The sequence below is a fragment of the Seonamhaeicola algicola genome (assembly GCF_007997385.1).
Taxonomy (GTDB): Bacteria; Bacteroidota; Bacteroidia; order Flavobacteriales; family Flavobacteriaceae; genus Seonamhaeicola; species Seonamhaeicola algicola.
Genome location: NZ_VOSC01000012.1, coordinates 42,308 through 65,575, shown reverse-complemented (window position 1 = coordinate 65,575; position 23,268 = coordinate 42,308). Strand labels below are relative to the sequence as shown.

Annotated in this window: 15 protein-coding genes; 5 read left to right on the top strand and 10 right to left on the bottom strand. The window is 33.1% G+C overall.

The features are described 5' to 3' along the window. Positions 1–8: 8 nt before the first annotated feature. The 3 genes from FUA26_RS02805 to FUA26_RS02795 all read right to left on the bottom strand — a co-directional run bounded on the left by FUA26_RS02805 (position 9) and on the right by FUA26_RS02795 (position 4,109). A complete protein-coding gene (locus FUA26_RS02805; protein ID WP_147131282.1) occupies positions 9–872 on the bottom strand; it encodes an OmpA/MotB family protein in 864 nt (287 codons plus the stop codon). Positions 873–1,002: 130 nt separating this feature from the next. Then, positions 1,003–1,722, bottom strand: a complete 720-nt coding sequence (locus tag FUA26_RS02800) for a DUF6503 family protein (protein ID WP_147131279.1) — start codon at positions 1,720–1,722, stop codon at positions 1,003–1,005. Between the two features lie 89 nt (positions 1,723–1,811). Further along, a complete protein-coding gene (locus tag FUA26_RS02795; RefSeq protein ID WP_147132603.1) occupies positions 1,812–4,109 on the bottom strand; it encodes an inorganic phosphate transporter in 2,298 nt (765 codons plus the stop codon). Between the two features lie 274 nt (positions 4,110–4,383). On the opposite strand from FUA26_RS02795, the gene FUA26_RS02790 reads away from it, so the two are divergent. Then, complete coding sequence (locus tag FUA26_RS02790; protein WP_147131277.1) at positions 4,384–4,734, top strand: toxin-antitoxin system YwqK family antitoxin; 351 nt, start codon at positions 4,384–4,386, stop codon at positions 4,732–4,734. A 70-nt stretch (positions 4,735–4,804) separates the two neighbouring features. On the opposite strand, the gene FUA26_RS02785 is transcribed toward FUA26_RS02790, so the two are convergent. The 3 genes from FUA26_RS02785 to FUA26_RS02775 all read right to left on the bottom strand — a co-directional run bounded on the left by FUA26_RS02785 (position 4,805) and on the right by FUA26_RS02775 (position 9,690). Continuing rightward, complete coding sequence (locus FUA26_RS02785; RefSeq protein WP_147131274.1) at positions 4,805–7,630, bottom strand: TonB-dependent receptor; 2,826 nt, start codon at positions 7,628–7,630, stop codon at positions 4,805–4,807. Positions 7,631–7,700: 70 nt separating this feature from the next. After that, complete coding sequence (locus tag FUA26_RS02780; protein ID WP_147131271.1) at positions 7,701–9,041, bottom strand: hypothetical protein; 1,341 nt, start codon at positions 9,039–9,041, stop codon at positions 7,701–7,703. A 301-nt stretch (positions 9,042–9,342) separates the two neighbouring features. Then, positions 9,343–9,690: a carboxypeptidase-like regulatory domain-containing protein gene (locus tag FUA26_RS02775; protein ID WP_147131269.1), complete on the bottom strand. Its 348-nt coding sequence runs from the start codon at positions 9,688–9,690 to the stop codon at positions 9,343–9,345. Between the two features lie 164 nt (positions 9,691–9,854). Between FUA26_RS02775 and dgt the strand changes: the two genes are divergently transcribed. Together dgt and FUA26_RS02765 are read left to right on the top strand one after the other, a co-directional pair. Next, the gene (dgt, locus tag FUA26_RS02770; RefSeq protein WP_147131266.1) at positions 9,855–11,177 is read left to right on the top strand and encodes a dGTP triphosphohydrolase; all 1,323 of its coding nucleotides are present in this window, start codon (positions 9,855–9,857) and stop codon (positions 11,175–11,177) included. A 436-nt stretch (positions 11,178–11,613) separates the two neighbouring features. Beyond that, a complete protein-coding gene (locus tag FUA26_RS02765; protein ID WP_147131264.1) occupies positions 11,614–13,791 on the top strand; it encodes a family 16 glycosylhydrolase in 2,178 nt (725 codons plus the stop codon). Positions 13,792–13,961: 170 nt separating this feature from the next. On the opposite strand, the gene dxs is transcribed toward FUA26_RS02765, so the two are convergent. Continuing rightward, the gene (gene dxs, locus FUA26_RS02760) at positions 13,962–15,716 is read right to left on the bottom strand and encodes a 1-deoxy-D-xylulose-5-phosphate synthase (RefSeq protein ID WP_147131261.1); all 1,755 of its coding nucleotides are present in this window, start codon (positions 15,714–15,716) and stop codon (positions 13,962–13,964) included. A 38-nt stretch (positions 15,717–15,754) separates the two neighbouring features. Here dxs and FUA26_RS02755 point away from each other — a divergent pair, with 38 nt between their 5' ends. Further along, positions 15,755–16,204, top strand: coding sequence for a nucleoside deaminase (locus FUA26_RS02755; RefSeq protein ID WP_147131258.1), 450 nt, complete (start codon positions 15,755–15,757; stop codon positions 16,202–16,204). Between the two features lie 46 nt (positions 16,205–16,250). Here the strand turns inward: FUA26_RS02755 and FUA26_RS02750 are convergent, their stop codons facing one another. From FUA26_RS02750 to aspS, 3 genes are read right to left on the bottom strand one after another with little or no spacing between them, the layout of a single operon-like run. Continuing rightward, positions 16,251–16,487: a hypothetical protein gene (locus tag FUA26_RS02750; protein ID WP_147131255.1), complete on the bottom strand. Its 237-nt coding sequence runs from the start codon at positions 16,485–16,487 to the stop codon at positions 16,251–16,253. Position 16,488: 1 nt separating this feature from the next. After that, complete coding sequence (locus FUA26_RS02745) at positions 16,489–18,276, bottom strand: chloride channel protein (RefSeq protein ID WP_147131253.1); 1,788 nt, start codon at positions 18,274–18,276, stop codon at positions 16,489–16,491. A gap of 45 nt (positions 18,277–18,321) precedes the next feature. Continuing rightward, positions 18,322–20,076 carry an aspartate--tRNA ligase gene (aspS, locus tag FUA26_RS02740; protein WP_147131250.1) on the bottom strand — a complete coding sequence of 585 codons (1,755 nt, stop codon included), beginning with the start codon at positions 20,074–20,076 and terminating at the stop codon, positions 18,322–18,324. 223 nt (positions 20,077–20,299) lie between these two features. Between aspS and FUA26_RS02735 the strand changes: the two genes are divergently transcribed. Then, on the top strand, positions 20,300–23,260 hold the full coding sequence (locus FUA26_RS02735; RefSeq protein ID WP_147131247.1) for a SusC/RagA family TonB-linked outer membrane protein: 2,961 nt from the start codon (positions 20,300–20,302) through the stop codon (positions 23,258–23,260). Positions 23,261–23,268: the final 8 nt, after the last annotated feature.

Sequence of the window (23,268 nt, the reverse complement as noted above, 5' to 3'; positions counted from 1 at the left end):
TGGATTAATTAATCTTCTATATTGTTGTTTGCAACAGTTGTATTGCTTTCACTCATTAACGCAAAAAACTTATCAATATTGGGTAAAATAATAATTTTTGTACGTCTGTTTTTTGCTCTGTTGTCTTTAGTGTCGTTATCAGCAATAGGCTGGTAGCTGCTTCTACCTGCAGCAATAAGTTTTTCTGGTGCTACGTTATATTTTTCTTGAAGTTTTCTAACAACTGAAGTAGCTCTCATAACACTTAAATCCCAGTTATCAGCTAAAAATTCTGTGCTAATAGTTCTAGCATCTGTATGCCCTTCAACCATAACATCTAAACTAGGTTCAGAGTTTATAACATCGGCTAATTTTTTAAGTACGTTATCAGCCTTGGTGCTTAATCTGTAACTTCCGGTGTTAAATAACATGTTATCAGCAATAGAAATCATAACAACAGTTTCATTGATGTTTACAGCAAAATCTTCGTCATCATTCATGTTGCTTTCACTTATAGTTTTTTCTAAATTATAAGCAACCGCTAAATTCATAGAATCTTTAAGTGTTTTTGCTTTAGCAAGTTTTGCGGCGTCAACATTTTTTAAAGTTTCGCGCATTTTTTCTTTTGTACTATTAGAAATAACAGCAACATTGCCAACAGCATCTAGTTTAGTATCGTTTTCTTGTTTTAAAGATGAAATTTTAGTGTTGTATTCATCAACACGTGCTTGAATTTTACTAAACTTAGCCTCTAAATCTTCTTTTGCAACTCTTGTTTTTAGTAATTCACTTTTTATTTCTCCGTTTTCTTGCTGTAAAGCAACATATTTTTTCTTTGATACACATGAAAATGTGAATGTTGCTGTAAGTAGCAACGCAAAAATTTTATTCATAATAATAAATTTAGGTTTACTACTATGTACGAAGCTAAGCTTTATATAGATGTTTAATTTTTAAAAGAAGGTTTTAAAGCAGTTATAAAAATTTACGTAAATGCGCATTTTATACTTGTTTAACAATGGTTTAGTATAAAATATCTGTGCCTAAAAGTTTATTGTTTTTATTGTAATACCAAGCTCTATTTTTGGGCATTTTTACACCGTTTATTGTTTTTAGGTCTGTTAGTAGTATGTATTCTCCAGAGTCTTTTTTTACAGTGCCATCATTATTGGTTTTATAAAATTGATAAGCTTCCATGGCGTAGGTTTTAGGGTTAAAATAAAAGTGCCAAACGTCTGTACCAACTGTTTTGTCATAATTAGCTTTAAGTACTAAATAGGTTTTGCCTTTAAATTGTTTTTTTTCTACTGTTGGATTAATGTTGGTACCAGGGTCTTTAAGTTTCATGGGTAACCCGTACAAGTATGTGTAATAGTTTTTATAAAGTGTAGCACGCTCACAATTTAAGTTGTGCTTTTTCATGTTTTCTTCTGAAATGTTTTCAGAATTATTTAAAGCAAAAGAGCAGTTGTTTTTATCAATGGTAAAGCGTGTTGTAATGGTATCTTTGGTAGCGGTAACTTGAAAATATTCTTTTTCTAAATCTATTAAAACAGCGCTAACTCTTGGAGATTTATTGGGTGTTTCCATAGTAATTACAAAGTTTCCTTTAAATGTAGGCCACTTGTTTTGTGGATCATGAAAGGCTATGCTTTTTTCGAGTAATTCAGTGGCTGTTATTTGTTGTGAAATAGCGTTGTTTAAAGCACATAAACAACTGAAAAGTAAGAGATAAAATTTCATGGTGTAATTATTAATATAACATAGTTAAATGTACAAAAAACAAAAGCACCTTATTAGGTGCTTTTAAAAAATATATTAAAAAAAATGGTTTATTCTTCCTCGTCTTTTTTAGTAATTTTAGCTGGTGCTACAGAGTCATCATGTGCATTGTAATATTCTTCAAGTAAACTCATTGTAGCGGTTAATAAATCTTTAGTTTCTAGTAAAATACCAAAATATAATGTGGTGTTTTTTGGGCTAGATTCTTCAGTTCTGGTTCGTTCAACTTGTTTTTGAATTTTATCTGTTAACAAATTAAACATTTTATCTTTTTTAGCTAACACAGCACCTATTTTGTTAAATGAACCCGAACTAAAGGCTTCTTTTGTGTTTGCAAATAGTTTTTCAAACACTTCATCAATTTCTTTAAGTTCTTTAATTTGGCTAAATTTTAGCTTTTTATGGTTGTTATTAACGTGTTTGTAACTGGCGTTTGATATGTATGTTAATGATTGTGCCATGTCTTGTAAGTGCCTTAAAACATTTAAGTAAAAGTTACTAGCGCTAACACTTGGTTCATCTAAATTTTTAATAAAATAGAAAATATGATCTTTAAGCTCATCAATTTCGTTAGTTAAATTTTCAACCTGACTTTTATTCTTTTTTAAAGATTTTAAATTGTGTGTTGCAAGCCCATTTACAGCATTGGTATAAATTCTATTACCACGTTTTATAACAGTGGCAATGTTGCTTGCGCTTTCAACAATAACGCCTTGTATTGAGCTGCTTTCAGCTTTTTGAAGACTATCTTCAGCTTTTTGTATTTTAGATTGTTTCCTGTGGCTTAAATAGTTTCTTATTAATACAAAAACAGCAAATGCAATTAAAGCTACTAAAGCATAACCTCTTCCATAGTATAAAATTACAGCCATAATAGCTGCTGCTACAAACGCACTTAATGCGGTTAAAAACCAACCACCAATAACGTTAAGTACACCTGCAACCCTGTACACAGCACTTTCACTACCCCAAGCTCTATCTGCTAATGATGTACCCATTGCTACCATAAAGGTAACGTATGTTGTAGATAATGGTAATTTTAATGAGGTTGCCATTGATATAAGTACACTTGCTACCATTAGGTTAACGGCAGCTCTAACCATATCAAAAGCTGGTAAATCTTCTTTTTTTATTGCTGCAGATAATGCAGGTTTTTTAAATTGTTTTTCTATTTTGTTTTTAGCCGATTCTGGAAGTAAACTATTTACACTTTCTGAAGCAGCAATGGTCATTCTAACTATATTTCTAGACAAGAAGTTAGGTTCAAAACGTTCTTTAACGTTATCTTGACGAGATAAATCAACCGATGTTTTTACAACCGCTTTGGCTTTGCTTGAAAACCATAATGTTAAAACCATTACTAATCCTGCTATTAATAAAATATATGTTGGTGTAAATATTTTTTTGCCAAGGCTTTCCATGGTAAATTCTGTGGCAGATAAGCCAAGTGTGTTTATTTCTGGGTTTCCAAAGTCTAAATAGGCTTGGTATGCACCAGTAGTAGGGCCAATAAAGTTTACCAAATCATTACCAGCAAAGGCAACAGCTAAAGCAAACGTGCCTATTACAATAATAATTTTATATATGTTAACTTTAAAAAACTGTATTAAGAGTAATGAGATTAATGTAAACAGAACAAAACCTATAAATAAAACAGCACCAGTATTGTTGTTTATTAAGCTAACAATAGTATCATTCATAAACGAGGCATTCTTAATACCTTTTATAAGAATAAAATACATTATAGAAGTAACAGCAAATCCGCTAAAAATAGCACCATAGTATTTAGGTTTTTTCGCAAAATTGAATGATAACAAAATACGAGCCACATATTGTATAACAGCACCAACGGAAAAAGCAACTACCACCGAGAGCAAAATGCCCAGTATAATTTCAATAGCTTTTTCATTATTTATAAAGTTACCCAAATCTAAAAGCGTAAGACTTTTATCGGCAGTAATTTTAATAATAGCTACACAAACTGAGGCACCTAACAATTCAAAAACAATAGAAACTGTTGTTGATGTTGGTAAACCTAATGTGTTAAAAAAGTCAAGTAACAATATGTCGGTTATCATAACCGCCATAAAAATGATCATTATTTCATCAAACACAAATTGCCCAGGAACAAATATACCTTTACGTGCAATTTCCATCATGCCGCTAGATGAAAGCGCGCCAAAAGCAACACCTATACTAGCAACTATCATTAATGTTTTAAAAGAAACGGCTTTTGAGCCAATGGCTGAGTTTAAGAAGTTTACGGCATCATTACTTACACCCACAACCAAATCTGCAATTGCTAAAACAGCAAGCGCAATTATCATAAAAGTATACAAACTATCCATTAAAAAGAAGTAAAATATTGTGAGCAAATGTCAATATTTTAATTAAACCTAATGTTACGTTAATGTTATGTTCTTTCTATATGTATCTTATTAATTTATAGTTTAGCTAGTTGTTTTACCTTCTATAGTTGTGTTAATTGGTTTTTTAAAATTCAACTAATTGAAAATCAAATCATTACATGTTTAATGTTATCTTAATGTTAATTAATTGTTGTTTGAGTGTAAATTATTATATATATTTGTAATGTAATAATTAATTAAAACCCCACATATTATGAAAAAATACATTTTAATATTAGCCGTTTTGTTCATGGGAGTTTCAGTATATGCTCAAGATAAAAACATTACAGTAAAACATGAACAAAAAAATGATTTAGTTGAATCAACCTACTTTTATGCTGATGGAACTGTACAGCAAAAAGGCACATTTAATAAAGAAGGAAAATTACACGGAACTTGGACTAGCTTTGATGCCAATGGAAATAAAATTGCTGTTGGAAATTATGAGAACGGAAAAAAAGTTGGTAAATGGACGTTTTGGGCAAATGGTGTAGCTAAAGAAGTAAACTACGTGAACTCTAAAATAGCTAAAATTACTGAAGTAAGCAGTAATAACAGCTTATAATTTAGATAATTTTTATTCAAAAAAAAAGCTCCCAATTTGGGAGCTTTTTTATATCTAAAATTTAAGGCTATTAAAATTTTAATGTGTAACCTAGAGAAAATTCAGTTCCGGGTTGTCTTAAAGAAAATATTTTGTCTTCTGCATTATAAGCATCAAAAACACTTTCTTTTTCAGCACCTAAAATATTAGTTACCTTAAGATCTATTGAAGAGTTTTTCTTTTCTCCAAAAGATTTGTTTAATGTAAAGTTTAAGCTTTCAAAAGGCTTTGTGTACACATCTGGCACACCACCTAAACCAACAACTTCTAGTGTTTCACCTTGCATATTAAAGAATAAACCAGATTGTAAACCTAAATCGTCATTTGTATAGTTTAAGCTTGTATTAATTAAAAAAGGTGCTTGACCTTGCATGTCTCTTTCTCTATCAATAGTTTGCCCTGTTCTTGCATTTGCAACTCTAGATTCAAACTCTCCATCAGACATTGTTAATTCAGATTTTGTGTATGAAGCATTTAAACTAAACTTTAAGTTTGATAAACCTTCAGTAATGAAACCTAAGTTTTGTCTGAATTCTAATTCTGCACCATAAACGTTGGCATCACCTAAGTTGGCAACTGTTAACTGTGTTGCAGCACTAGCAAAGAATGATTTTTCAATAGGATCTTTAAACTTTTTGAAAAAACCACTAACAGCAAACATTTGTCCTGCTTCACCAAAACGTTCAAATCTTAAATCGAAGTTGTTAACGTATGTTGGTACAACATTTATGTTACCAATAAATAATCTATCGGTAATTGGGTCGTAAATTTGAGAATAAGATGATTCTTTAAAAGAAGGACGTGCCGTGGTTCTGTAATAAGAACCTCTAATATTAGCCTGTTCTGTAACAGCATAAATTACGTTAGCAGAAGGGAATAGGTCATGCTCGTCAATAATTTTAGTACGTAAAAAATCTTCACCAGAACTATTGTTTCTACCAGTGTAGTATGACGTGAAAACTTCAGCTCTTAAACCTAATATAGTTTTTAATTTTTCAGAAATATTAAATTCATTAGAGATATAAGTAGCCGCAATGTTTTGTTCACCTTCATAAGCATCACCAGCGTTAAAAATATCTGTTGAAATTAAAGCTGTACCATTTTCGTTATCACGATTCCATAAGTTTTCTGGTGCTAAGAAATTGTTAGGATTACCATCAGCAATTGGTTCATTGTTTTGGAATGTCCAATCATCAATACTAAAATCTCTAAACTTGTAAGTGTAGCCACCACCAAATTTAAGTTTAGCAGGTCTTCCGCCTAATTCATATTTTTTATTGAAATCAAATTTTGATGCCCAGTTTTCTTCTTGTAAGAAACGCCAAATACGAATTGGGAACGTAGCAAATGATGGTGTTATTTGATATCTTCCGTCATCAAATAACTGCAAAGGTGTAATTTTGTGGTCTTTATCATGTACTTTAGAAAACGTAGGTGATAATTTCCACTCAAAATTCCAATCGTTGGTAGCACCAAATGTGTGGTCTCCGTTAAGTAATAAATTAGTTACAGAACGCTCTGTATACGTAATAGCATCTTTGGTAATTGGCTCAAAACCAGAACCAGCAACAGCACCTGCAATAGATTGGTTATAAAAACCACCTGTAGACTCGCCATTTTGAATGTGTAGTACGTTTACTTTGTATTTTGAACGTTGTGTTTTAAACGTTAAGCCAACTAAACCATTAACAAGTATGTTGTTAATACCTTCTCTACCATTTGATAATCTAGATGCTTGTAATTCGTTGTTTGATTTGTCTAAGAAATCAAAAGCATAAGCACCATCAACTCTGTTTTCATAAAATGTAGTGTTGTTTTTGTATGAAAATAAAGCCATGTAACCAAGTTTATTGTCTCCAACAGTAAATTGGTCACCTATGGTAAAACCAAAATCAAAGTTAGGTTTACTTGTTTCTTCTTGAGCTCTTAACTCACTATCAAAACGGCTTGTTAAAGAGTTAAGTAAAAGTTTATTATCAAATGTACCAGGTATGTTTTGGTATCTATGAATTGGTACAGCTCTTGTACCATCATCATAACCCCAAAAATCGGTGTCGCTACCAGAACCAATTAAGAAATTATCTTTACCATGCATGTCTGGGTTAAAACCAGCGCCAACAGATATTGATGCTTCAAACTTAGTTGGGAAATCTTTGGTAATAATATCTACAACACCACCAGTAAAGTCTGCCGGATATTCGGCTGCTGCAGATTTAACAACAACAATATTGTCTAGAATATTAGTTGGAAATATATCCATTTGAATGGTGTTTCTGTCTGGATCTAAACCAGGAATATCAACACCATTTAAAGTAGATTTAGTATAGCGGTCTCCAAGACCTCTAACATACACGTATTTTCCGCCTTCTACAGATACACCAGGTACACTTTTTACAGCACTTGCTAAGTTACCTGCACCACTAGCTTTAATGGTTTGTGCAGACATAGCATCTAGAAGTGTGGCTGATTTTTTTTGAAGTGCTAAAGCAGCACTTTCAGTGTTTCTTTTAACACTTGTAGTAATTACAATTTCATCTAAAGCGTTTGATGCCAAGGTTACATCTAAATCTGTTACTTGCCCAGATTTAATAACCACACCACTAATTTCTTTAGTTTCGTAACCCACAAAAGAGAAAAGAATTGTATAAGTACCAGCTTCAAGATCTAATTGATATTTACCGTCAAAATCTGAAGTAGTACCTGTAGTAGTTCCTTTAACAAGTATGTTAGCAAATGCAAGAGGCTCATTGTTATAATCGCCATCAATTACATTACCGGCTAAAATACCAGATTGTGCGTTGGCAACGTTAAATGATCCTATTACAAATACAATAAGAACTATTAGAATATTTTTCATAAATGTGATTTATATACTACTGCCCACAAACAGTGAGCAGTAGTAATTTTCTATTTAATAATGATTATGATTATAATGCTACACCGCCAGTAGAAATAGCGTAAGTCCAGCTTAAAACAGCTGTGTTAGCACCAACAGTTTGAGCACCGTCAGTAACTTGTGTAGTCCAATCTGCAGCTCTATCAGTAAAAACAGGGCTTTCGATAATAGTGTCTTCAAACTCATCATTATCTTTGTTATCATCATCACAGTTAGCTATACAACCACCTTTTTCAACAAAAATACTGTTGTCAAACCCAACAACTTCCCAGTTAGAGAATGTTAAGTTACCATCTAAAAAGTTTTGAGCAACAGCGTTGTTATCTAACTCAACATCTTTACCAGCAGGAAACCCTTTAGCAAATACGTTGTTAGTAGCACCAGTAGCTTTACTTCTGTAATCAGCATACTCACCACCAGAAGTAGTTTCGTTACCAATTAAAGTTAAGTCGTTTATTGTAAATTTACCATCAAAATCTGCGCTTAAAGTAGCTTCAGAACCTTCTCTACCGTCAATTTCTAAACCGTGGTCAGAAACATCACCTAAAACAACAACAGCGTTTGTAATAGTACCAGAGTAACCTTGGTCAATATCTAAAGCGTCATCACCTTGAGCCCATACTAATAAGTTTGAGGCATCAACATTTCCACCAAAAAACTCAATACCATCATCAACGTTAGCAATAACTTCAATATGATCTAGAGTAGTACCAGCACCAACACCACCTAAAGTTAAACCGTTAATTTCGTTTCCTTCCCCAATTAAAGCACCACCATGACGGATAGATACGTATTGTAAAACACCAGAGTCATCATTAAGGTCATCACCACCGTAAAGACCAAATGTATCATCAGCAGGAATACCTTCAATTTGAGTTTCTTCTAAATCACCTTTTAAAGAACAAGGTGCGTAACCAAGAATTAATAAACCACCCCATAAACCTCTGTTTGCAGCAGATAAGTTTGTACCAGCAGTTTCACCTGGTTGAATGTTATCACTTTCTGAAGTGAAAATAATTGGAGCACTTGCAGTACCAACTGCATTAATTTTACCACCTCTAGCAACAATTAAAGCAGAAGCTAAAGATCCTGTACCAGCTCTACCTTTAATGATAGTACCAGCTTCGATAGTTAAAGTTGCACCAGATTCAACTACAACTTTTCTGTCTAATACATAAATTTTGTCGTTAGTCCAAGTTTCATCAAGTACAATACCACCTGCTTTAACAACAACTTCAGCGCCATTAGAACCGCCATTACCTTGGTTTATTATTGTAGTTTCTTCAATAATAATAGGTGTGTCATCATCTTTAAAACATCCAGTAAATACTAAGGTAGATGCAATTAAAAGTGTTAAAATTATTTTTTTCATGAGTTTTAAATTTTAGATAATTTTTTTATTCAATTTGATGCCGCAAAGAAAGCTACACTATGTAAATACGGTGTTACCTTGGTATTAAAGAACAGTAATAAAAGTGTTATGTTAGTGTTACTAAAAACAGGGTGTTTTGCTTTAAAACGAAACAATTTGTTAACATTAATTAACGCAGCTTTTTTGTTTTGGTGCGCGGGTAAAATATGTAGCTGAGAACAAGTGAAGCTAGGAATTACCTTAATTGTTGGTTTTAAATATGTGCTTGTTAAGTGTTAAAACAAGAGTTGAAAAATAAGTGTTACCCGTTGTTTGATGCAGTTTCAATAGGAGGTAAAGTAAAGGCGCCTAATGATAATTTAACTTCAGCAGGAAATTGCTCATTCACCTCAATTTGAATTTCTTTGGTTTCGTAACCAGCAAAGTTGCAAATTAAGGTGTATTTTCCGCTTTCTAAATTTTCAAAAAGAAAAGCGCCTGAAATATCTGAAGTAACATTTAAGTTAGTGCCTTTAATAGAAACATTAGCAAAAGCCAATGGTGTGTTATCCAGTTCTTTATCTAAAACTTTACCAACAATTAAACCTGTGTTTTGAGCACACATAACTGCTGATGAAAATATAAAGAATAAGGCTATTAAATGTTTCATTTTTAACTGCTTAAATTTTGAAATGCAAATAACTTATTTTTCTCACGTTTCAATGTTACCTAATTGTTAATGCTATTTCATTTTTAAGTTACCGTAATGTTAAGAAGTTTAAGATTTTATTTTTCGTTAATTTCTTTATCTTGCCAAAGCTTTAACCAATAACTATGAACTGGGAACAATTACTTTCTTTAAAACGCTTTGGCGATACCTATAAACGCTTACGAAAAGAACAAGACCAAACGCGTGTGGGTTTTGAGGTAGATTATGACCGAATTATATTTTCGCAAGAGTTTAGAAGCTTACAAGATAAAACACAAGTAATACCACTATCGCAAACAGATTTTGTGCACACACGGCTAACACACAGCTTAGAGGTAAGTGTTGTAGGCCGATCGTTAGGGCGTAAAGTAGGTCAAAAAATTTTAGAAAAATACCCGTATTTAAAAGAAGTACATGGTTATACAATAAATGATTTTGGTGCTATTGTGGCGGCTGCAGCTTTAGCTCATGACATTGGAAATCCGCCTTTTGGCCATTCAGGAGAAAAAGCTATTGGCGAGTTTTTTAAAACAGGTAAAGGGCAACATTATAAGGCGCATTTAACAAGCCAAGAATATCAAGACCTTTGTGATTTTGAAGGTAATGCCAACGGCTTTAAAATAATAACCCAAAACAACCTAAGGCTTAGTTATGCAACTTTAGGAGCTTTTATGAAATACCCTAAAACATCGTTGCCTAAAAAACCAACTAATCATATAGCCGACAAAAAATATGGTTTTTTTCAATCTGAAACCGCCTTGTTTCAAAGTGTAGCAGATGATTTAGGTTTGCTAAAACGAAGCAATACTAACATGAGTTATGCACGCCATCCGTTAGCGTTTTTAGTAGAAGCCGCAGATGATATATGCTACACTATTATAGATTTTGAAGATGGTATAAACCTAGGGCTTATTGAAGAAGAATTTGCCTTAGAGTACATGTCTAAAATTATTAGAAATAACATAAAACCCGAAAACTACTATAAGCTATCTAGCAAGCAAGAGCGTATAGGCTATTTAAGAGCGCTGGCTATAGGAACTTTAATAGATGAAGCAGCAAACATTTTTATGCAATATGAAGATGCTATTTTAAATGGCACTTTTGATTGTGCATTGCTTGATAAAAGTAAATACGAAGCCCAAATAAATGATATTATAAAAATTAGTATTGATAAAATTTACCAATCTGAAGAGGTTATAAATAAAGAAATTGCCGGATACCAAATTATAAATAAGCTACTAGGTGTTTATACCAAAGCGGTAAATAATAATTTTGACGGTAATGCTTCTAACTATGATAAGCTTATTTTAAAAGGACTACCTAAAACCATAGATTTCACAAATGAATCTCTTTACAATAGGCTATTAGCAGTCTGTCATTACGTATCATTACTATCCGATAGTAAAGCCATCTTAAATTTTAAAACCATTGAAGGCGTTACTTTTTAGGAAGTTGACACTAAAAAATAGATGAGAAATCTAAGTTTATAATGAGCTGAATGTTGTTTTCTCAAAAGTTATATTCAATTTCTATAAAGCATATCCTTTTTGTTTGGAAACTTAAAAAATATTTAAACTCTAAAGAGGTGTAGTTTGTAATAAAAAGCCAGACGAAGTACCAATATAATGTATTTTTAGATTCTATATTCACATAAAGCATTTTAATTTTTTTGATTAAATGCTAGTCTAACTTAAATATAATATTTCAAGTCCATCAATAGGAAGGGATAATTTTATATTATTAAATTTTCGGTAACGCTACCGTTTTTCGGAAGCGTTACCGAAAGCGTTTTTATCGATTTTATATGTGTAAATGTTTGTTTGTTAAGCGGTTGTGATTATTTTAAATCATTATAAATCTAAACTATAACTAAATAAACTAATTATGAAAACGACAAAAACATTAATTGTTGTAATTTTTATCTTATTAGCATGTAAATTTTCTTTACATGCGCAATTACCCGCAGAAATAGATAGTTCTTGGGAAATGGTATGGAATGATGAATTTAATGTTCCTAACAATCAATTAGAGCAAAAGTGGGGGTTTCAAAATGGTCCTAGTGGTCATATCTTGAGCGGTAGGTATAGAGATAATGTAACTACTAATAATGGCGTTCTAGAAATAGAATATAGACATGAACAAAAGAATGGTCAAGATTATACATCTGGGAATATGTGGACCAATCAGGAGTTTCAGTATGGATACTTTGAGTGTAGATACAAATATGCAGCAGCAGGTGCAACTAATAATTCATTTTGGATTATGAATAGGAGTTATGAGAGTATTACTCCGCCAGGTAGAGGTTTTGAACTAGATATTAATGAAGGTCATTTCCCAAATGAAGTGAATACAAATATTCATAAGTTTGATGAAGGTTTTGCAAACAGAACTACCGATTCTAAATCGTATGTATATGGTGTTGAGCCAGGAGTGAGTTTACCATTAGAAATTCCGATTACAACAAAAAAGATACGATTTTCATCCAATAATAACGCTCATTTCCATATCAGAGAACTTCGAGTGTATAATGACAATAACAGGAATTTTCCTGATGTATATTCTGAAACTGCAGACAGTGATGTGCCAGGGCTTGTTAACCATGCCAGAGCTAGTGGCACACAAATTACGGTTAGTGGCACATACAGTACTGCGTATAACCATGATAAAGCAAATATGGTTGATGGTAATGTAGCTGTTAATAGTTGGGTTAGTCAAATAAATGGCCAAAAATGGGTTGAATTAGAGTGGTCTCAAAATAAAACTGTAGGATGTGTTCAATTTATTAATGGATGGGATGGTCCAAATTGGAAAGGCCTCATATCAGATTATAAAGTTGAATATTGGAATGGTTCATCATGGGTAACAATTGCTGAGACAGATACAGCTGGCGCGACCAATTTTGCAGAGGTTTACCATACATATGGATTTAAATGGGATGAAAATGAATTTGTATGGTATTTTGATGGAGAAGAGATTCGTCGTACACCAAACACCCACGCTTATGGTTTTGCGCCAATATGGTTAAGTGGTGCAGTTATAGCATGGTCTGGTCCTGTAGTGCCTAGTGAAATAGATGGTACAAAAATGAGAGTTGATTATGTTCGTGTCTATAAAAAAAAGAATAACCCGCCAAGTGGTTCAGATACTTTAACTTCAATAAATAGTGGGGCAACTTCTGTAAGTCAAGGGCAAATAATAACCGCCACTGTAGAGTATGATGCATTAACAACTAGAGATTTGAGAGTAAACCTTAAAAGTAACAATGGAACACTTTATGGGCATCAAATAAAAACTGTTGGGGCAGGTAGTGGTACAGAAACTTTTAGTATCACAACAACTGGCGTACCTGTAGGGTCAGGTTATAAATTAGAGACTTATATGAGTCCGCAAGGGGGTGATTGGAATAACAGGGTTGCAGGAATTATTTCAACGCCTAACAATATTTCTGTTACACAACCAGCCCCTGCTACAGATGACATTGTTTCCATTACTGGACCTAATTCGTTTAGTCAAAACCAAAATATATCAGCTACTGTAAACTATAGCACTACAACAGCAAGAGATTTGAGGGTGAACTTTAAAAGTAGTAACGGTACGCTTTATGGCCATCAAATAAAAACGGTTACAGGTAGTGGCAGTGAAAATTTTAGTTTTACAACTACAGGAAATCCACCTGTGGGGAATGGATATATACTTCAGACGTATATGTCTCCTGTAGGCGGTAACTGGAATAATAGAATTGGAGATGCTGTTGAAAAAACTAATATCTCGGTAACTTCAGAGTCCTTGAAAACTAATAGTGCGAAGTCAAAATCTGCTGAAAATGATTTTGCCTTATTTCCTAATCCAGTAAAAAATGAACTTAGAGTGATGCTTCCTAAGGGTGATTTAAAAAATAATGCTTATTTGTACATTTACAATAGTTTAGGAAGTGAAGTAATGAAAAAATCTATAACTAATAGCGATATCACTTTAGGGTTAAGTAGTATTCCAAGTGGAATGTATATTATAAAAGTTTTAAATGGAAATGCTTTATTTACAGAAATTTTTATTAAAGAATAACTCCATTTAAATTAATGCTTTCCCAAGTATATTTTGGGAAAGCATTAATTCATGTAATAATAGTTGGAATTATGAGGGGTGTTTTTGAGTGTAAAATATTGATTTCGTAATTTAAGGATATAAAACACTCTGATTTAGGGTGGCTAAAGTTTTTTTAGAAGAAGAAAAACTTATAAAAATTGTTTTAGTGTAAAAGTCAAAGAATCAACATCTAAACCAACTAATTTCTGCAATTCATTTACATTACCATGTTCAATAAAATCATCAGGAATACCTAATATTTTAATGGTGTTTTGGTAATTGTGTTCCGAAGCAAATTCTAAAATAGCACTTCCTAAGCCACCTTTAATGGTGCTATCTTCAACAGTTATAATTGTATGGTATTCTTTAAAAACACGGTGCAGTAGAGCTTCATCTAAAGGTTTTAAAAAACGCATATCGTAATGTGAAACATTTAAATCTACAATAGCTTCGGTTACATTTTTAGCAACACTCCCAATACTTAAAACAGCTAGTTTTTTACCTTGTTTTAATTGAATCCCTTTGCCAATGTCTATTTTAGAGAATGGCTGTTTCCAATTTAAAGTAATACCTCGACCGCGAGGGTATCTAATTGCAATAGGCATCTTTAAACCTAATTGGGCTGTATACATTATGTGGCGTAATTCAACTTCATTTCGGGGAGCAAAAATGATAAGGTTTGGTATGCATCTTAAATAGGCTAAATCAAAAACACCGTGGTGTGTAGCACCATCTTCACCAACTAAACCAGCGCGATCTAAACAAAAAATAACGGGTAACTTTTGTAAAGCAACATCATGTATTACTTGGTCATAGGCACGTTGTAAAAAAGTAGAGTAAATGTTGCAAAAAGGAATTAATCCTTGGGTTGCCATACCAGCAGCTAAGGTAACAGCATGTTGTTCAGCAATACCAACATCAAAAGCGCGTTCAGGAATTGCATCCATCATGTATTTAAGTGAGCTGCCTGTTGGCATTGCGGGTGTAATTCCAATAATTTTTTTGTTTTCTTTGGCTAGTTCTAAAATAGTGTATCCAAAAACATCTTGGTATTTAGGTGCTTGTTTTAAATCTAGTTTTGGTAATAAATCGCCTGTTTTAGCATTAAATTTTCCTGGGGCATGGTATTTAACTTGGTCTTTTTCAGCTTGTTTTAAGCCTTTGCCTTTAGTGGTAATAATGTGCAGTAATTTGGGGCCTTCAACACTTTTTAAGCGTTCTAATTCTGAAATAATTTTATTAATATCATGGCCATTAATAGGGCCTGAATAATCAAAATTTAAAGCTTCAATTATGTTATTACGTTTATTAGTGCCTTTTTTTACGTTTGTTAAATATTGTTTTAGTGCACCAACGCTAGGGTCTATGCCAATAGCGTTATCATTTAAAATTACCAATAAATTAGCATTGGTAACTCCGGCATGGTTTAAACCTTCAAAAGCCATGCCGCTAGCAATAGAAGCATCTCCAATTACAGCAATATGGTGTCTGTTTTCGCCTTTTAATTTTGAGGCAATGGCCATGCCTAATGCAGCAGAAATAGAGGTTGATGAATGCCCAACACCAAAAGTGTCATACTCGCTTTCGGTTCTTTTAGGGAAACCGCTAATACCTCCTAATTGTCTATTGGTTTCAAAAATGGCCTTTCTTCCAGTTAAAATTTTATGCCCATAGGCTTGGTGTCCAACATCCCAAATTAATAAGTCTTCGGGTGTGTTAAAAACATAATGTAGTGCAATAGTGAGTTCAATAACGCCTAAACTGGCACCTAAATGCCCTTCTTTTGTAGCTACAACGTTTATAATAAATTGGCGTAACTCTTTGGCCAAAAGCGGTAAATCTTCTAGTGTTAAAGCACGTAAGTCTTTAGGTGAGTTTATATTTTCTAATAATTTTTTTTGCACACAACAAAAGTAAAGATTGAAATTGTATTTTTGACATTATGATACAACCTTTTGATGATACTTATTTTATGAAGAAGGCCTTACAAGAAGCGGAAATGGCTTTTGATAAAGGTGAAATTCCTGTAGGTGCGGTTATTGTAATTGATGATAAGGTAATTGCACGCGGACATAATTTAACCGAAATATTAAATGATGTTACCGCCCATGCCGAAATGCAGGCCATAACAGCTGCTGCTAACTTTTTAGGTGGTAAGTATTTGCATAATTGTACCTTGTATGTAACCTTAGAGCCTTGCCAAATGTGTGCTGGCGCTTTGTATTGGAGTCAAATTTCTAGAGTGGTTTATGGTGCTAGAGATTTAGAGCGTGGTTGTATTAATTTGAATACCAAGCTACACCCTAAAACTAAAATTGAAGGCGGTATTTTAGCTGAAGAAGCTAGCGAATTGTTAAAACGTTTTTTTGTAACGAAACGTAATTTAAATTGATTTGTCACCCTGAGTTTGTTTCAGGGTCTCACAACAAGGTCTAAAATTAATATTTTTTATCGTCTTGAGACTCGCGCATTTTGTCTAGGTTTTCCTTTGTTAACATGTAGTCTTTAACATCTTTATCTTTCCAACGGTAATATGAAAATAGCGGAAAAACACCTAAAAAAAGAATAACTACACCAAAGCCAATAAGTTTTTGCGAATATTCTAAATTTGTTAAAAAACCTGTAGCAATTAATGCAACCGAAATTAAAAAAAGTATAAGTGTAAGCTGTTTCATTTTAGTGTGTTACGTTTAATAGCTGACGGCGATAAGCACTTAATAATTTTGATTTTGATATGTAGCCATAATATTTGCCGCCTTTAATTACTGGTAAATTCCAAGCTCCCGAAGTTTTAAATTTCATCATAATATCATTCATAGAATCTTCATCATAATTAATAATGCCAGCATCGGCATGCATAAGGCTTTCGGCGTTTACTTTATCATACAAATCTGTGTTAAACATCATGTGTCTTATATCATCAAGCCTTATAACACCTAAAAATTCATTATGTTCATTTACTACTGGAAAATGGTTTCTAGATGATTTTGCTACGGCATTTTTAAGAATGTGTTCTAGTGTCATTTCAGGTGTTAAAATAACAAAGTTAGTTTCAATTACCTTATCAATTTCTAGCATCATTAACACATTTTGGTCTTTATTATGTGTTATCAATTCGCCACGATTTGCTAATTTCAAAGTGTAAATTGAATGTGAAACATAATATTTTGTAATAGCAAATGAAATGGTAGATACTACCATTAGTGGTACAAATAATTCATAGCCGCCAGTAATTTCGGCAATTAAGAAAATTGCTGTTAGTGGTGCATGCAGTACGCCTGCCATTAAACCCGTCATGCCAAGTAATGTAAAGTTTGATTCTGATACGTGAAACCCAAACCCAATATTGTTAATTACTTTTGCAAAAGCATTACCAAGTGCACTACCCATTACCAATGTTGGAATAAAAACACCACCTACACCTCCGGCTCCAAAGGTGGTTGTCATGGCAATGGCTTTAAAAATAGTAATGCCAAAAAGTAATGCAATAACAATCCATATGTTACTTAAATCTAAGCTAAAAGGTGTTTCCCCAATAGCTGCTAAATGATCTCCTTTTAAAAGGTTATTCATAATTCCGTAACCTTCACCGTAAAGTGGCGGAATAATATAAAGCATAGTGCCTATAGCTAAACCGCCAATAACTAAGCGTTTTGCTCTGCTTTCAAACTGTTTGAAAAAGTTTGTTATAGAAAAAAATACTTTTGAAAAGTAAACCGACATAAGTCCTGTAACTAAACCAAGTACAATGTAAAATAGAATATCATTAATTTGAAATTTATCAATAAGTTCAAACCGTAATAAAACATCGGTGCCTAAAAAGAAGTATGAAGTAACTACAGCCGAAACCGATGCTAATAATAATGGAATTAATGATGTAAAAGCAATATCTAAAGTGAAAATTTCAATAGCAAATACTATAGCAGCAATAGGTGCTTTAAACATTGAAGCCATAGCGCCTGTGGCTGCACAGCCAATAAGTAGCATACGGGTTTTAGTATTCATATGAAACAACCTAGCCGCATTAGAGCCTAAAGCAGCACCAACACTTACCGCAGGACCTTGTAACCCCACAGAACCACCAAAACCAACCGTTAATGGTGCGGTAATTAAACCTGCATAAATATTATATCTGGGAATAATACCATTGAGTTTTGAAATAGCGTGCAGTGTTGTAGAAATACCATGGCCAATATGTTTTTTTAGCCATGTTTGTTTTATAATATATACCAATAGCAGCCCAATTATTGGTAGTATAAAATAAAGTGAACTTTGGTAGTCTTTAAAAATGTATAGGTTGAAAAAATACCTAATATAATGTGTTAAGTTTTTTAATACTACGGTGCCCATACCAGCTAAAAAACCAACTAAAATACTAAGCATGTAAATAAACTGGCGTTCAGAAACATGTTTGTATCTCCAAATTAGAAATTTTCTTAAAAGGCTTTTGGCGTTTAAAGGCATTTTTAAAATTACTAAAAAATCCTGCGCAAAGCAGGATTTTTTTTGTTATGATTTTATATTAAGTTTTAAGCTTAATTCTTCTAGTTGTTCATCATCAATTGGTGCAGGTGCATCTATCATTACATCGCGCCCAGAATTGTTTTTAGGGAATGCAATAAAATCGCGTATGGTTTCTTGTCCGCCTAAAATAGCTACCAACCTGTCTAATCCAAAAGCTAAACCACCGTGTGGTGGTGCTCCGTATTGAAAGGCATCCATTAAAAAGCCAAATTGTGCTTTAGCTTCTTCTTCAGTAAATCCTAAATAATCAAACATTAATGCTTGGGTTGCTTTATCATGAATTCTTATTGAGCCGCCACCTATTTCATTACCGTTTAAAACTAAATCGTATGCATTTGCTTTTACTGCGCCTGGGTTGGTTTTTAACAATTCAATTTGCTCTGGTTTTGGAGATGTAAACGGATGGTGCATGGCGTGGTAGCGTTCAGTTTCTTCATCCCATTCAAGTAACGGGAAGTCCATAACCCATAAAGGTGCAAATTCATTAGGTTTGCGTAGGCCTAAACGTTCAGCCAATTCCATACGTAAAGCGCTTAATTGTGCACGTACTTTATTAGTGTCTCCTGAAAGCACACAAATTAAATCGCCTGCTTTAGCATTGGTAACTTCAGCCCATTTAGCTAAATCATCTTGATTGTAAAATTTATCAACTGATGATTTGAATGATCCATCATCATTACATCTACAATACACCATACCTAAGGCACCTATTTGCGGACGCTTTACCCAATCAATTAATTTATCAATTTCTTTACGGGTGTAACTGTTTCCTCCTGGAACTGCAATACCAACAACTAATTCGGCATTGTTAAATACATTAAAATCTTTATGTTTAGCAACGTCGTTTAATTCCCCAAACTCCATTCCAAATCTAATATCTGGTTTGTCGTTTCCGTATAAACGCATGGCGTCATCGTATTGTATTCTTGGGAATTTATCAACTTCAACACCATTAATTTCTTTAAGTAAGTGGCGTGTTAATCCTTCAAAAGCATTTAAAATATCTTCTTGCTCAATAAAGGCCATTTCACAATCTATTTGTGTAAACTCTGGTTGTCTGTCAGCGCGTAAATCTTCGTCTCTAAAACATTTTACAATTTGAAAATATTTATCCATACCACCAACCATAAGCAATTGCTTAAAGGTTTGTGGAGATTGTGGTAAAGCGTAAAATTCACCTTCATTCATACGTGATGGTACCACAAAATCGCGGGCACCTTCAGGTGTAGATTTAATTAAATAAGGTGTTTCAACCTCAATAAATCCTTGGTTAGATAAATAGTTTCTAACTTCTTGGGTTACTTTGTGCCTAAATATTAAACTGTTTTTAACAGGATTTCTTCTAATATCAAGGTAGCGGTATTTCATGCGCAATTCTTCACCACCGTCAGTGTCATCTTCAATAGTAAAAGGTGGTAAAATAGCTTTGTTTAGAATGTTTAATTCTGAAACTAAAATTTCAATATCACCTGTTGGAATATTAGCGTTTTTTGAGGCGCGTTCAATAACAGTACCGGTAACTTGAATAACAAACTCTCTGCCCAAATGTTGTGCTTGCTCAATAAGTGTTTTTGAGGTGCGTTCTTCATCAAAAACTAATTGGGTAATACCGTAGCGGTCTCTTAAATCTACCCATACAATAAAACCTTTGTCTCTAGATTTTTGTACCCAACCGGCAAGGGTTACTTTTTTATTTATGTGTTCAGCTCTTAATTCGCCGCAGTTATGACTTCTATACATTGCTAAAAAATTGAAATGCAAATTTAATGAAATACCTATAGGTTTTGTGTGAATTTAAAATGATTTTTTAATAGATGTTTAGTTTTTGAGTGACTTCTTTTGATTTTATTATTTGCGGTAAAACCGTATTATTGGTGTTAAAAAAATAAATTTTAAGCGCAATACATGGTAATATGATAAATAATTATGATATTTATAGAAACTAATTCAAAAATTATACATTATGAGTAAAGTGTTACATTTTAAAATGTATTTGTTTGTTTTGTTACTTTTTCCAATCACCATTTTTTCACAAGGAAAGATTACAGGGGTTGTAACAGACGGCGCTAACAACTTACCTTTGCCAGGAGCAAATGTTATTGTTAAAGGTACAACAACAGGAACTACCACAGATTTTGATGGTAATTTTAGCCTTAATGTGCAGGAGTTTCCTGTTACATTGGTGTTTTCTTCTTTAGGTTTTGAAGCTTTAGAAAAAGTGGTTAAAACATCGGGTGTTGTTAATGTTACTTTAAAAGAGTCTGCAACGTCTTTGGAAGAGGTAGTAATAACGGGTTTAGCTAGTTCAACAAAAAGATCCAATTTAGCCAATACTGTGGCTTCAATTTCAGCAGGAGATTTAACAGGTGTAACAGCCCAAACAGAGTTTGGTAGTTCATTGTCTGGTAAATTTACAGGTGCTGAAATTAGAGCAAATTCAGGAGCGCCTGGTGGTGGTATATCCATGAGGTTAAGAGGTGTTACTTCTATATTTGGAAACCAACAACCCTTATTTATTGTAGATGGGGTTTATGTAGATAACTCTTCAATAGGTTTGGGTAATAATATAGTAAGTGAAGCATCTGGTGGAGGTAATACATCATCTACTCAAGATGATGCTTCAAACAGAATTGCTGATATAGACCCAGAGGATATTGAAAGCGTTGAAATATTAAAAGGCGCATCAGCTGCCGCAATATATGGTTCTAGGGCAGCAGCTGGAGTTGTTATTATAAAAACCAAAAGAGGTAAGCAGGGAAAACCAAAGGTTACGTTTTCACAAACAGTAGGCTTTAGAAGCCCTACGCAATTACTGGGCTTGAGAGATTGGGATGCAGATGAGATTACAAATTTAGGCGGAGATCCAAGTATTCCTTTGAGAGATTATGAAGCTGAAATTTTTGACCATACAAGAGTATCAACAACATCTAGGTTTACCACATCTGGAGCCAATGAAAAAACAGACTATTTCTTTGGTGTTACTCATAAAAATGAGCCAGGACTTGTTGATAATACAGGATATAACAAAAGCTCTATTAGATTAAATATAGGTCAGAAATTTAATGATTGGTTAGATTTATATGTAACCACAAATTATATTAACTCTGATGCAGATAGAGGTTTTTTTAATAATGGTAATGCTAATAGAACCGTTGGTTATGCATTAGCTTTTACATATCCATGGGAAGATTTATCACCAGTTGATGGAGCTTATCCTGCAGGAGGAGCAGGGTCTAATGCTCTAGAAACAGTTGCTTTAACTACTAACGAAGAAAAAGTAAATCGTTTTATAGGTAGTGCCACTACTAATATAAGGTTATTGAACACTGATAATCAAAAATTAAAATTAGTATTACAAGGCGGTTTTGATCAGTATACATTAAGAACAAGAAGTATATTTCCTCAAGCATTAACTTATTTTAGATCGCCAACATCTTTAGGCGGTGTTTCAATTCAAGGTACTACAGTAAATACAAACTACCAGTTGTCAGCCTTTTTAGTTCATAATTTAGATTTAGATAATGGGTTAAGTTTTACAACGCAATTAGGAAACTTTTTCCAAGATTTTGATAGAAATACTTTAGTTACTGTTGCAACAGGTTTAAATGGCTCTCAAACTAATTTAGATCAATCAACAAATGTTTCAACAGATCAAACTATAATCCCTCAACAAGACACAGGTTTCTTTGGTCAAACAGAAATAAACTTTGAAGATAAAATAATTGGAACTGTTGGTATACGAGCTGATAAGTCTACAAATAACGGAGATTCTGATAAGTTTTATTATTACCCAAAAGCCAATATTGCGTTTAATTTACACAATTTTGATTTTTGGAATATTGATGCATTAAGCACATTTAAACCAAGAGTAGCTTATGGTGAGGCAGGTAGTTTTTCTAATTTTAGAGATAGATTTACAGTGTTTGATGGTGAATTAATTGGAGGGAACTCAGGGTTATCTCCAAATAGTTTATTGGGAAATACAGAAGTAGGGCCTGAAAGACAAAAAGAGCTAGAGTATGGTTTAGATTTTGGATTGTTTAATAACAAAATAAATTTTGAATTTACGGTTTATAAGAAAATGGTTGATGATTTATTGCTTGAAGTTAATTACCCATCATCATCAGGTTTTACAACTAAAATTCAAAACGCTGCCGAACTTGAGAATCGTGGTATTGAATTAGGTATAGACGCCAATGTGGTGGCAGAAGAAGACTTTACTTGGAATACAAATATAAGGTGGTGGAAAAACAAATCTGAAGTTACCAGATTAGATGTCCCTAGTTTTACTGAAGGAGGATTTGCATCCTCTTTAGGAACCTTCTTAATTCAAGAAGGAAAAAGTGCAACACAAATAGTTGGTACATATGATGCTGATGCCTATACAGCCGAAGAAATAGCAGCAAGAGACCCTGAGGGTGATGGGTTTTTTGTATATGGTAATGCTGAACCAGATTTTCAAATGTCATGGTCTAATCAATTAAGTTATAAAAACTTTGATTTATCATTTTTATGGCACTGGAAAAAAGGGGGTGATAATATAAACCTAACTACCTTATTATACGATTTAGCAGGAACTACTTGGGATTATGATGATACAGGTATCGATCCCTCAGGAACATTAACAAACGGAGCTTACAGAGCAAGCCAAGGTTTTGTTAACCCAGACCCATTTATTGAAGATGCAGGTTATTTAAGGTTAAGAGAAATAGGGTTATATTATACCTTGCCAGAGGGCTTAGTAAAATATACTAGTAAAATAAGAGTTGGTATATCTGGTAGAAACTTAATTAATATTTTTGATTATAATAGTTATGATCCTGAAGTTTCAAACTTTGGTAATAATGAGTTAGGTAATAATGTTGAGGTAACACCATATCCGGCCTCTAAGTTTGTCAACTTACATTTAAACGTTAACTTCTAAAAAAAAGA